12 protein-coding genes are annotated in these 12783 nt (G+C 59.4%); 3 read left to right on the forward strand and 9 right to left on the reverse strand.

The window, feature by feature from the left end; genetic code table 11:
* Position 1: 1 nt before the first annotated feature.
* Both deoC and deoA read left to right on the forward strand, forming a co-directional pair.
* Positions 2–775, forward strand: coding sequence for a deoxyribose-phosphate aldolase (deoC, locus tag ACQZ40_RS00190; RefSeq protein WP_271044773.1), 774 nt, complete (start codon positions 2–4; stop codon positions 773–775).
* On the forward strand, positions 772–2088 hold the full coding sequence (deoA, locus tag ACQZ40_RS00195) for a thymidine phosphorylase (protein WP_448747152.1): 1317 nt from the start codon (positions 772–774) through the stop codon (positions 2086–2088). Before deoC ends, deoA begins: the two co-directional genes overlap by 4 nt.
* Here deoA and ACQZ40_RS00200 read toward each other — a convergent pair.
* The 9 genes from ACQZ40_RS00200 to cyoA form a co-directional block, all read right to left on the reverse strand.
* The gene (locus ACQZ40_RS00200; protein ID WP_271044775.1) at positions 2081–2602 is read right to left on the reverse strand and encodes a TIGR02281 family clan AA aspartic protease; all 522 of its coding nucleotides are present in this window, start codon (positions 2600–2602) and stop codon (positions 2081–2083) included. The two genes, deoA and ACQZ40_RS00200, sit on opposite strands and share 8 nt — an antisense overlap.
* Positions 2603–2735: 133 nt before the next feature.
* A complete protein-coding gene (gene upp / locus ACQZ40_RS00205; RefSeq protein ID WP_003524359.1) occupies positions 2736–3365 on the reverse strand; it encodes a uracil phosphoribosyltransferase in 630 nt (209 codons plus the stop codon).
* A gap of 94 nt (positions 3366–3459) precedes the next feature.
* Complete coding sequence (locus tag ACQZ40_RS00210; RefSeq protein ID WP_271044776.1) at positions 3460–4437, reverse strand: adenosine deaminase; 978 nt, start codon at positions 4435–4437, stop codon at positions 3460–3462.
* Positions 4434–5654 carry a phosphopentomutase gene (locus ACQZ40_RS00215; RefSeq protein WP_142844226.1) on the reverse strand — a complete coding sequence of 407 codons (1221 nt, stop codon included), beginning with the start codon at positions 5652–5654 and terminating at the stop codon, positions 4434–4436. Before ACQZ40_RS00215 ends, ACQZ40_RS00210 begins: the two co-directional genes overlap by 4 nt.
* Before the next feature lie 113 nt (positions 5655–5767).
* The gene (locus tag ACQZ40_RS00220; RefSeq protein ID WP_448747153.1) at positions 5768–6529 is read right to left on the reverse strand and encodes an SURF1 family protein; all 762 of its coding nucleotides are present in this window, start codon (positions 6527–6529) and stop codon (positions 5768–5770) included.
* Between the two features lie 279 nt (positions 6530–6808).
* A complete protein-coding gene (gene cyoD, locus ACQZ40_RS00225) occupies positions 6809–7204 on the reverse strand; it encodes a cytochrome o ubiquinol oxidase subunit IV (protein ID WP_003514416.1) in 396 nt (131 codons plus the stop codon).
* Positions 7204–7830, reverse strand: a complete 627-nt coding sequence (cyoC, locus tag ACQZ40_RS00230; RefSeq protein ID WP_003524364.1) for a cytochrome o ubiquinol oxidase subunit III — start codon at positions 7828–7830, stop codon at positions 7204–7206. The genes cyoD and cyoC overlap by 1 nt, the downstream gene beginning before the upstream one ends.
* 6 nt (positions 7831–7836) lie before the next feature.
* On the reverse strand, positions 7837–9840 hold the full coding sequence (gene cyoB, locus ACQZ40_RS00235) for a cytochrome o ubiquinol oxidase subunit I (protein ID WP_078051442.1): 2004 nt from the start codon (positions 9838–9840) through the stop codon (positions 7837–7839).
* 76 nt (positions 9841–9916) lie between these two features.
* A complete protein-coding gene (gene cyoA, locus ACQZ40_RS00240) occupies positions 9917–11047 on the reverse strand; it encodes a ubiquinol oxidase subunit II (RefSeq protein ID WP_065654756.1) in 1131 nt (376 codons plus the stop codon).
* Positions 11048–11296: 249 nt separating this feature from the next.
* On the opposite strand from cyoA, the gene ACQZ40_RS00245 reads away from it, so the two are divergent.
* Positions 11297–12625, forward strand: a complete 1329-nt coding sequence (locus tag ACQZ40_RS00245) for an MFS transporter (protein WP_065654755.1) — start codon at positions 11297–11299, stop codon at positions 12623–12625.
* Positions 12626–12783: the final 158 nt, after the last annotated feature.

The following is a 12783-nucleotide window of genomic DNA, read 5'->3' on the forward strand; positions in this document are numbered from 1 at the left end:
CATGGAACTCCAGCGTCCGCGCGAAGCGGCTGCCCTCACCCTGTCCTTGCTGGACCTGACCAATCTCAAGGAAGACTGCACGCCCGAGCAGATCGCCGCTCTGTGCCAGCGGGCGCATACGGAATATGGCAATACGGCTGCAATCTGCATCTGGCCGCGTTTCGTGGCGCAGGCGCGTGCGGCGTTCGGAAAAGACCATGTGATCCGCATCGCCACGGTCGTCAACTTTCCGTCCGGCGATCTGAATGTCGCGACCGTGGTTGCGGAAACCGAAGCGGCGATCCGCGACGGTGCTGACGAAATCGATCTTGTCATTCCCTATCGCAAATTCATAGCCGGCGATGAAACGGCGGTGTCCACCATGGTGGCCGCCGTTCGCAAGGCCTGCGCAGCACCCGTGCTGCTCAAGGTCATTCTTGAAACCGGCGAGTTGAAGGACAAGGCGCTGATCCGTCGCGCATCCGAACTCGCCATTGCCGAAGGGGCCGATTTCATCAAGACCTCGACCGGCAAGGTCGCGATCAATGCCACGCTGGAGGCCGCCGACATCATGTTGCAGGCGATCCGCGACAGCCGGCAGAAGGTGGGTTTCAAGCCCGCCGGCGGTATCGGCACGGTGGAGGACGCCACGCTTTACCTCAGGTTGGCGGAAACCATCATGGCGCCCAACTGGGCCATGCCCTCCACCTTCCGTTTCGGCGCTTCCGGTGTACTCGATGATGTGCTGAACGTGCTGGCCGGCGGCGAGCCCGCCAAGGCCGCCAGCGGGTATTGAGCTTGATCCCGCAGGAAATCATCCGGCGCAAACGCGATGGCCTGTCACTTGAGCCTTGGGAGATTGCCGCTTTCATAGAGGCGCTTTCGAAAGACGGCATCTCGGAAGGGCAGGCGGCTGCCTTTGCCATGGCGGTGTTCTTTCGCGGCATGAACCGGGATGAGATGGTGGCGCTGACGCTCGCCATGCGCGACAGCGGTGAGGTCCTGTCCTGGAGCGATCTCGGTAGGCCGGTGGCGGACAAGCATTCCACCGGCGGCGTCGGCGATAATGTCTCCCTGATGCTCGCCCCCATCGTTGCCGCCTGCGGTCTCGCCGTACCGATGATTTCCGGCAGGGGCCTTGGTCATACCGGCGGCACGCTGGACAAGCTGGAAGCGATCCCCGGTTACAACGTCATGCCGGACGAGGCGCTGTTCCGCCGAACGGTAAAGACGGTCGGCTGCGCCATCATCGGCCAGACGGGCGATCTCGCCCCCGCTGATAAACGCCTCTATGCCATTCGCGATGTGACCGCGACGGTCGATTCCATACCGCTGATCACGGCCTCCATCCTGTCGAAAAAGCTTGCGGCCGGGCTGCAGACGCTGGTTTTGGATGTGAAGGTCGGCAACGGTGCTTTCATGCAGAGCGTCGAGGATGCCCGCAATCTGGCCCGCGCGCTGGTCGATGTGGCGAATGGCGCGGGCCTGCCGACAACGGCGCTGATAACCGACATGAACCAGCCGCTTGGCGATGCCGCCGGCAATGCGGTTGAAATCGTCAATTGTCTGGATTTTCTGGCCGGTCGCAAGGCCGGCACCCGTCTTGAAAAAGTGGTCCTGTCCTTTGCGGCGGAAATGCTGGTGCAGGCGCAAAAGGCGGCCACGCTGGAGGAAGGAGAGGCGCTGGCGTCGGCTGCGCTCTCCTCCGGCCGGGCGTTGGAAATCTTTGCACGGATGGTTTCGGCACTCGGCGGTCCATCGGATTTCGTTGAGCATCCATCCCGTTATCTGCCCTCTGCGCCGGTCATTCATCCGGTTCTGGCGGAGCGCAGCGGTTTGCTCGCCTCCTGCGCCACGCGCGATCTTGGCATGGTTGTCGTCGAACTCGGTGGCGGCAGAAGAAAGCCATCGGACACGATCAATCCTTCTGTCGGTATTTCGGACATCCTGCCGCTCGGTGCGAAGGTGGAAAAGGGCGAGCGGATCGCAATTGTCCGCGCCGCTTCCAGCGACGAAGCGGAACATGCCGTGAAAAGGATAGTGGCCTGCTACGGAATTGCTGACAGCGCGCCTGAGATCGGTGCGCCCGTTCTTGAGCGGATCACCTGACCAGCCGCATCTCGCCGCCCGAGACCTTGAAGGACGATAGTTGTTTCAGGAAGCTCATGCCGATCAGCATGTCGCCGAGCGCATTGTCCTTCAGCACCATGGCGTCCACATTCTGAACCCGGATAGTGCCGATCTCCACCCGGTCGAGTTTCACATAGGCGGCCATGGTCTGACCATTCGCCGTTGAAATCGCATATTTATAATCGAGGCTGTTGACGCCGTAACCGAGCCGGCGCGCAATCGTCTCGTTGATGGCGACCATGGAAGCGCCGGTATCGACAAGTCCGTCGAAGGATTTGCCGTTGACGCGGAAGGTGGCATTGAAGTGGCCGCGCGCATCCGCTTTCAGACTGACGCCGCCAAGGGAGACGGACTCCGGCTTGGCTGCCTCAGGTCTGGCTTCCGCTTTCTCGATGCTTGCTTCCGGGCGCGGCTGAAATTTTTCCACCAGAACTGGAATCTGCGTCGCACCGACCGAAAGCCCAACAAGCAAAAAAATCGCGCGCGTTAGCAAGTCTGTGCTCCTCCAGGGGCAGGTTATTCTTGCCCAGAATAGACGCAAAACATGCTGAAATCTTAAAAGAAAAAGCCATCCGCCGCTTATCGGGCGGCGAATGGCTCAAACGGTTAAGCGATGATGAACGGGTTTATTTGGTGCCGTACATGCGGTCGCCGGCATCGCCGAGACCGGGAACGATATAACCCTTCTCGTTCAGATGGCTGTCGATCGCGGCGGTGTAGATATGCACATCGGGATGCGCTTCGCGGAAGTTCTTGATGCCCTCGGGCGCCGCCAGCAGACACAGGAAGCGGATGTTCTTCGCACCGCGCTCCTTCAGCTTTTCCACGGCGGCGATGGAGGAATTGCCGGTTGCGAGCATCGGATCGACAACGATGATAAGGCGCGCATCGAGGCTTTCCGGAGCCTTGAAGTAATATTCGACGGCTTCCAGCGTGTCATGATCGCGATAAACGCCGATATGGGAAACACGCGCCGAAGGCACGAGCTCGAGCATGCCTTCCAGGAGGCCGTTGCCGGCGCGCAGGATGGAGGCGAAAACCAGCTTCTTGCCTTCGAGCACGGGGGCTTCGATGGTTTCGAGCGGCGTATCGATGGTTTCCATCGTCATCTCAAGGTCGCGCGTCACTTCATAGCAGAGCAGCGTCGAAATTTCCCTGAGCAGGCGGCGGAAGCCGGCCGTGGAAGTTTCCTTCTTGCGCATGATGGTGAGTTTGTGCCGCACCAGCGGATGTTCGATGACTGTGACGCCGTCCATGAAACTGGCCTTCCTTTTATCTTATGCCCTGTAATTCACCGAAAGTGCGTTTTTCGCAAGCCTTCTTCGCGGTTTTACCCCGCGAACCGCAGCGTCAGGCGCCATCGAGTTTCGCAAGCAGTCGCGCACGTGTTGCCTCGTCCACGAAGGCGCATTCCAGTGCAGTCCGTGTCATGCGGTTGATCTCGGCATCGCTGAAGCCGAACTCATCCGCAGCCAGCGCATATTCCCGTGCAAGCGACGTGAAGAAGAATGGCGGGTCGTCGGAACTGATGCAGACGCGCACCCCGGCGTCGCTCAGAGCTTTCAGCGGGTGGCTGGCAAAATCGGGATAGACGTTGAGCGCGATATTAGAGCCGGGGCAGACTTCCAGAACCGTTCCCGCCTCGGCCAGCCGCGCGATAAGACCGGCATCTTCGATGGCGCGCACGCCATGCCCGATGCGGGACGGCTTGACGAGATCGAGCGCATCGGCAACGCTTTCCGGCCCGCAAACCTCGCCGGCATGAATGGTCAGCCCAAGGCCGGCATCGCGGGCGATGTCGAAGGCGGGTGCATAATCGGCGACGCGGCCCATGCGCTCCTCGCCGGCCATGTTGAAGCCCGTCACCAGCGGATGTTGAGCGCGTGCTGCATATTCCGCCGCGGCGATTACCCGTTCCGGGCCGAAGTGACGCTCGCCGGTGACGATGATGCGGGTTTCGATCCCCGTCTTTTCCCTTGCGATGCGGATACCTTCGGCAATACCGGCCAGATAGGCGTCGGCGCCGAGCCCGATGCGGTCGCCGTGATCGGGCGAAATGATCAGCTCGCTATAGATGGTATTGGCTTGCGCAAGTTCGGTCAGGTAGGTTTCAGTCAGGACGGAATAATCCTCATCCGTCTTGAACACCTGCGCCACCGCATCGTAACAACGGATGAATTCGGCGAAATCCGACCAGACATATTGGCCGTCTCGCAGAAAACCGCTGGTGTCGATACCGTATTTCTCCGCCTGTTTAGCGACGAGGGCGGGCGGGGCCGCACCTTCGAGGTGGCAGTGAATTTCCGCTTTCAGCAAATGCGATGTCAAATGAAGCTCCTGCCGTGAGAACCGGCCTCGATGCCAAGATGGTGGGCGATGCTTTCGCCGATATCGGCGTAGCTTGAACGGATGCCGACATCGCGTGAGCGAATGCCCGGTCCGAATGCCATGATCGGCACCCTTTCCCGTGTATGGTCCGTGCCCCGCCAGGTGGGGTCGCAACCGTGATCGGCGGTCAGAAGGGCGATGTCACCCGGCGCCATCTTGCGATGGATTTCGGGGATTCGCGCATCGAAGGCCTCGAGGGCTGCGGCGTAACCGGCAACGTCCCGGCGATGGCCATAAAGCATGTCGAAATCGACGAAATTGGTGAAGACGAGATCGCCGTTTTCGGCCTCATCGATAGCCTGCAATGTCGCATCCATCAGGGCGCTGTTGCCATTTGCCTTGATGACGCGCGTCACACCCTGATGGGCGTAGATATCGCCGATCTTGCCGATGGCGTGCACTTTTCGGCCGGCCTCCACAAGCCTGTCGAGCAGGGTCGGTTCCGGTGGCAGAACGGAGAAATCGCGACGGTTGCCGGTGCGCTCGAAGGTCGCGACCGTTTCGCCGATGAAGGGGCGGGCGATGACACGGCCGATATTCAGCGGATCGAGCAGCTTGCGTACCGTCTCGCAGAGCGCGATGAGGCGCTCCAGACCGAAATGCGTTTCGTGCGCGGCGATCTGGAAAACGGAATCGGATGAGGTGTAGCAGATCGGTTTACCGGTCCTGATATGCTCCTCGCCGAGTGCAGCGATGATCTCGGTGCCGGAAGCATGGCAATTGCCGAGGATGCCGGGAATATTAGCCTCCTTGCAGATCGCCTCCACCAGTTCCGGAGAAAAGGCGTCGCCTTCCGTTGGGAAATATCCCCAGTCGAAGGTGACGGGCGTACCGGCGATCTCCCAGTGACCGGACGGCGTGTCCTTGCCCTTGGAGATTTCGCTGGCGGAACCGTGCAGGCCGAAAATGCGCTCCGGCGGTTCCATGCCGGCGGGAATGTCGCCGCTTGCCTGTCGCGCAATCTCCAGCAGGCCGAGCGAACACATGTTCGGCAGTTTCAACGGACCGGAGCGAAGCCCCGCTTTATCGGCAGCGCCCGCTGCACAGAATTCCGCGATATGGCCGAGCGTGTTTGCGCCAAGATCGCCATACCGCTCCGCATCGGGTGCGCCGCCGACGCCGAAGGAATCCAGAACGAGAAGAAATGCTCTTGCCATAACTCACCGAAACAAAATGCGCCGACGGGCAATGTCAGGCCGAACTGTCGTTATAGATCAGCAAAACGTGAAGAAGGAAGTGATTTTATGAACCATCCGGTAAAACCGGCTGCTCAATCCTCGTCCCGTTTCGGTTTGGGGGCGTTGAGGTTGCGCAGGACATACCAGCCCGCAGCCACCACCATCGCCGCCAGAATATACCACGTAACGGCATAGGAGAGATGGTTGTTGGGGAAGGTGAGCATGGTCTTGCCGCCGACCGGCAGGCCGCCCGGATTGGGGGTTGCATCGGCATCGACATAAAACGGCGCGACATCGGAAAGGCCGGATGCCTGCGAGATTTGCGGGATGTTGCGGGAATACCAGCGGCCATTTGCCTGATCGTTGGTGCGCAGGAAAAGCCCGCCGGTTTCGGGCGCGCGCATCAGCCCGACGACCTCGACATTTCCGGCCGGTTCGCCTTCCTGGCGGGAGGACGGGTCGCGCCTGTCGGACGGCACGAAGCCGCGATTGACGATGATGCTGGAGCCATCGTCCCGCTTGAGCGGCGTCATCACCCAGTAACCGGGGCCGAGGTCCGTGACCGTATAGACCTGAACCTCCCTGTCATTGAGGAAGGTGCCGGACAGTTTCACACGGCGATATTCGTATTCCGCCGGATCGCCGAGCGCCGGCCATTCTTTGGCGGCAGGGGCGTCGACGGGATCGGCATGGGCACGGGCTTCGACCCGCTCGATAAGATCGAGCTTCCAGGAAAGGCGCTTGACCTGCCAAGTGCCGAGCGCGAGCAGCAGACCCGTCAGAACAACGGTCAGGAACAGGACGACGATGGCCGCAGGGCGGATGCGCCGGTTATGGGGTGTGGTTTCGCTCATGTCACGGTCCTTGCGAAGCGCGCCTGGCAGAAACCGGTCTGCTTTGGCGGGTTTCCCGGAGCATTTCCAGGAAAAGTGGAACCCGGTTTTCCGTCCGGAAATGCGCCAAAACAAAGAGTTAGAGTGTTTTTGCGATTCGAGGAAAAGCGAAAAAACTCTAGCGCCCGCCATGCGCTCCTTCCAGCAAATAACCCCATAAATCGCACCAGGATTCATGGGGTTATGTGTTGGCGCGAAGGCGGCCCGCCGGAAACCCGGCAGGCCGTAGGTCTCTGCTGCTCAGGGCAGGTTTTTCACATCCTCGATGTGCAGCGGCATCATGTTCTTGTTCATGTTGTACATGACCCAGAGCGAGCCGGAGAGCGTGATCAGGAGCACCACGACGGTGAAGATCAGCGCCATGAAGGTCCAGCCGCCTTCGGACTTGGTGTCCATGTGTAGGAAGTAGATCATGTGCACGAAGATCTGGATGACGCCGAGACCCATGATGGCGATGACCAGCAGGGTCTTGTTTTCAAGAACGTCGCCCATGACCAGCCAGAAGGGGATCGCCGTCAGGATAACCGACAGGACGAAGCCGATCATGTAGCTCTTGAAGGTGCCATGGCTCGCGCCATCATGGTGATGATGGTCGTCGCCATGCGCGTCGTGATGTGCGTGTGCTTCGGAACTCATCAAAGAACTCCCATGAGGTAAACGAAGGAGAAGACGCCGATCCAGATGACGTCAAGGAAGTGCCAGAACATCGACAGGCACATCAGGCGGCGCTTGTTTGCCGCGATCAGGCCGTGCTTGGCGACCTGGAACATCAACGTGACGAGCCAGATGATGCCGAAGGTGACGTGCAGACCGTGCGTACCGACCAGCGCGAAGAAGGCCGACAGGAACGCCGAACGCTGCGGACCGGCACCTTCCGCGATCAGGTGATGGAACTCGTAGAGTTCGACCGCGAGGAAGGCGAGGCCGAAGAGGCCGGTCACACCCAGCCAGACCAGCGTGGCCTTTACCTTCTGCTTTTCCATTTCCAGCATGGCGAAGCCATAGGTGATGGAGGAGAAAAGCAGGAAGCCGGTATTGATCGCCACCAGCTTCAGGTCGAACAGGTCGGCGCCGGAAGGGCCGGCCGCGTAGTTGCGGCCGACAACGGCATAGGTGGCAAACAGCGTCGCGAAGATAAGGCAGTCGCTCATCAGGTAGAGCCAGAAGCCCAGCGAGGTGCCGTTCTCCGGGTGATGGTCTTCCTTCAGGTAGAAGACCGGTGGTTCAGCGCCGTCGACGCTTTGTGCAGGTGTATGAGACATGTTCCGTTACGCCTGTTCCGCAAGCAGCTTGGTACGTTCCGCTTCGACCGTCGAAACGTCGGAAGCCGGAATGTAATAATCGCGATTGTAGTTGAAGGTATGGGCGATGGAGACCGCGATGATGGCGAGCATCGACAGAGCCGCAAGCCACCAGATGTGCCATACCAGGGCGAAGCCGAGAACCACGCTGATGGCGCTGATGATCACGCCCGCGCCGGTGTTCTTCGGCATATGGATCGGGATGAAGCCTTCCTTGGGACGGTTGTAACCGCGCTTCTTCATATCCGCCCAGGCGTCGACATCGTGGATGACGGGCGTGAAGGCGAAGTTGTAGGCGGGCGGCGGCGAAGACGTCGACCATTCCAGCGTACGGCCGTTATAGGGGTCGCCGGTCACGTCACGCAGCTGGTCGCGCTTCAGGAAGCTGACGATGAGCTGGATGACGAAGGAGGCGATGCCGAGCGCGATCAGGAAGGCGCCGAAAGCGGCGATCACGAACCAGATCTGCAGGGAATTATCCTCGAACTGGCTGATACGGCGGGTAATCCCCATCAGGCCGAGAATATAAAGCGGCATGAAGGCGAAATAGAAACCGATGAACCAGAACCAGAAGGACAGCTTGCCCCAAAACGGATCGAGCCGGTATCCGAAGGCCTTCGGGAACCAGTAGACGATACCCGCAAGCACACCGAACACCACGCCACCGATGATGGTGTTGTGGAAGTGGGCGATCAGGAACAGCGAGTTGTGCAGCACGAAGTCCGCCGGCGGAACGGCGAGAAGAACGCCGGTCATGCCGCCGATGACGAAGGTGATCATGAAACCGATGGTCCACAGCATCGGAACGTCGAACTTGATGCGGCCCTTATACATGGTGAAGAGCCAGTTGAAGATCTTGGCACCCGTCGGGATCGAGATGATCATCGTGGTGATGCCGAAGAAGGCATTCACGCTTGCACCGGAACCCATGGTGAAGAAGTGGTGCAGCCACACGATATAGGCGAGGATGGTGATGACGCCGGTGGCGTAGACCATCGAGGCATAACCGAAGAGACGCTTGCGGGAGAACGTCGCAACGATTTCCGAGAAGACGCCAAATGCCGGCAGAACCAGGATGTAGACTTCGGGGTGGCCCCAGATCCAGATGAGGTTGACATACATCATCGGGTTGCCGCCGAGATCGTTGGTGAAGAAGTTGGTGCCAACGTAGCGGTCGAGGGTGAGAAGTGCCAGCGTGCCGGTCAGGATCGGGAAGGAGGCCACGATCAGGATGTTCGAACACAGCGATGTCCAGACGAAGATCGGCAGGCGCATCATGGTCATGCCAGGCGCGCGCATCTTGATGATCGTCACGATCAGGTTGATGCCCGATAGCGTCGTTCCCACACCGGCGATCTGCAGACCCCAGATATAATAATCCACCCCGACCCCCGGACTTCCATCGATACCGGAGAGCGGCGGATAAGCCAGCCAGCCGGTCTGCGCATATTCACCGATGAACAGCGAGATCATGGTGATGACGGCGCCGGCCGTGGTCATCCAGAAGGAGAAGTTGTTGAGGAAGGGGAACGAAACGTCGCGGGCGCCGATCTGCAGCGGCACGACGAAGTTCATCAGACCCGTGATCATCGGCATGGCCATGAAGAAGATCATGATGACGCCGTGGGCTGTGAAGATCTGGTCGTAATGGTGTGGCGGGAGGTAACCTTCCGATCCGCCCGACGCAATCGCCTGCTGGACGCGCATCATGATGGCATCGGCGAAACCGCGCAGCAGCATGACCAGCGCCAGGATGATGTACATGATACCGATCTTCTTGTGATCGATGCTCGTGAACCATTCATTCCAGAGATAGCCCCAGAGGCGGAAATAGGTGAGGGCGCCGACGACGGCGATACCGCCCAGAGCCACGGCCGCGAAGGTTGCGACAAGAATGGGCTCGTGAAGCGGGATGGACTCCCATGTCAGCTTCCCGAACAGGAACGACGTTTGATCGGAATTGACGATCATTTTTAGCCTCTTGCGATTCTAAGACATAAGATCGGCGCAGCCATTGGCCGCGCCGCATAATGCCGGGACGTATCCGTCAGCCAGCGACTTGTTTCGTTTCCGGCAGCGCCGCAGGCTCGAAAGTCTGTCCTTCGAGCGCAGCCGGAGTGGATTGGGGACCGCTGGCGACGCCAAAGGGCGCAAGCGGCGTGCAGACGACGGAGTTCAGCGCCTTGGCGATATCGATGCCTTCCTTGCCGCCGCCGCCATTGGCGTCGATATGCATCATGTCGCGCATGCAGAGCTTGTTGGGCTCGACGCAGCGGTTGAGAATGGCGCTGTAGAGTTCGGGATCGACCGAAGCGAAATATTGTACCGGCTCGCGCTCGGAAGGCTTGGCGAATTCCAGATATTCCTGACGGCCGAAGCCCTTGCCGCCCTCTTTCGCCTTGGCAACCCACTGGTCGAAGCCCTGCTGGCTGAGGCCATGGAACTTGAAGCGCATGTGGGAGAAGCCGGGGCCGGAGAAGTTGGCCGAGAAGCCGTCATAAACGCCTTCCTTGTTGATGACCGCGTGCAGCTTGGTCTGCATGCCGCCCATGGCGTAGATTTGGCCGGCGAGCGCGGGCACGAAGAAGGAGTTCATTGCCGTCGTGCCGGTGATCTTGAAATTGATCGGAACATCGACCGGAGCGGCGAATTCATTGACGCTGCCAATGCCGAGTTCGGGATAGAAGAACAGCCACTTCCAGTCCATGGCCACCACTTCCACCGTGATCGGTTTGACATCGGCGGTCACCTGACGGTTCTCATCGATACGCTCCAGCGGACGATAGGGGTCGAGACGGTGAGTGGAAATCCAGGTCACCGTGCCGAGCATCAGGATGATGGCGACCGGAGCCGACCAGATCACCATTTCAAGGCGCGTGGAGTGGTGCCACTCGGGATCGTAATCCTCGGCCTTTGCCGATTCCCGATACTTCCATGCGAAGAAAATCGTCAGGACGATGACGGGGACGATGATCAGCAGCATCAAGACCGTGGACGTGATGATAAGATCGCGCTGCTGGATGGCGACGTCGCCCGAAGGGTTCATCACCACGAGGTTACAGCCGCTGAGCAGCAGCAGAGCCGGGATTGCCAGAAGGGCGGATAGGATTTTTTTGATCGTGCGCACGTTCTTTGAACTCGTACAGTTTGGATTATGCCGCGAATAATTGCCGAACATCATTTTTCAAATGAGGTATATTGTCGCGGTGCAGCGAAACCTTCGCGATGCACCATGTCTCGGGCAGAGCTGCGTTTAAGGACGGAGCGCGTGCATTATCGCATGGTCAGCTGACTGGGCAACCCTTTATTGCCAAACTTCAATTGACGTTACGTAGGGTGCGTGTGACAATCCGCCGCATCGTAACGCAACGGAAGAGGAGCCGGCGCGTTACAGGAAATGGTTCGTCCATGACGCAGGAGGGATATTATGAGTTATACGAATGCTGCTCCATCCTTTGGGCAGGCGCCGGAGGCGAACGGAAATGGGGTCGGTCCCGTCAAGGTCGATCCGGATCGCATCACGATTGCGGTCATTCTTGCGAGAATGACGGAATTCTTTGACTTTTTCATCTATGCCATCGCCTCCGCGCTCGTTTTCCCCCACGTCTTCTTTTCTTTCGTCGACCCGCTGACGGCGACGCTCTATTCCTTCGCGGTTTTCTCACTGGCCTTTATCGCAAGGCCGATCGGCTCGCTGATCTTCCTCCAGATCGACCGCAAATTTGGGCGCGCCGTGAAGCTGATGGCCGCTCTCTTCACGCTCTGTGGTTCCACCATGGCGATCAGCTTTCTTCCGTCCTATGCGGAAGCGGGCATGCTTGCCCCGTGTCTTCTGGCGGTTTTCCGCATCGGCCAGGGCCTTGGGCTTGGCGGCGCATGGGACGGTCTGGTGTCGCTGCTCGCCATGAATGCGCCGCAGAAACAGCGCGGCTGGTACGCCATGATGCCGCAGATCGGTGCGGCCATGGGCTTCGGTCTCGCCAGCGCCTTTTTCATCGTCTTCGTCACACAGCTTTCCAATGCGGAATTCCTCGCCTGGGGCTGGCGTTTCCCCTTCTTCGTGGCGCTGGCGCTGAATGTTCTCGCGCTCTTCGCCCGCTTGCGCATGATCGTGACGCCGGAATTTCAGGCCATGCTGGAACAGCACGAGCTGGAACCGCGCCCCATGTTCAAGATGCTGCGCTCGCAGTTTCCGGTGGTCCTCACGGGAGCGTTCGTGCCGCTGGCAAGCTTTGCGCTCTTCCATCTGGTCACCGTCTTCCCGCTGAGTTGGGTTTCGCTCAACACCAGCCAGCGTGTCTCGGACTTCCTTTTCGTGCAATTCGTCAGCGCCATCATCGCCGGCGGGATGATCGTGGTCTCCGGTATTCTGGCCGACAGGATCGGCCGGCGGAAGCTTCTGGCCATCGCGGCGGTGCTGATCGGCCTTTTCAGTCTGGTTGCACCGGTTCTTCTTGGTTCCGGCGATATTGGCCGTTATCTCTTTGTGCTGATCGGCTTTTCGCTGCTTGGCCTTTCCTTCGGTCAGGCGGGTGGCGCGCTTGCTTCCCGCTTCAGCCGTGAGTACCGCTATACCGGCGCGTCGCTCACGTCGGATATTTCCTGGCTGATCGGCGCCGGTTTCGCACCGCTCGTTGCGCTCGGATTTTCGTCCAAATTCGGCCTTTTCGCGGTTGGCATTTACCTGATGTCGGGTGCGCTCTGCACGCTGATTGCCCTTTGGTTCAGCCGCACGCTGGACATGCCTTCGGAGTGATCCGGGCAATTTAAAAATCCCTGCAGCCATCGCGCCGCGGAATCCTGTCGGATTTCGCGGCGTTTTTGTTTTTTTATTGCGCCGGGCCGATTTTAATCTTGACTTGTTCGATCATGAAATATTATGTAAGCAATACTGACGTAATTCAGTGTATCTCA

The organism is Agrobacterium sp. 16-172Ci (assembly GCF_053522725.1).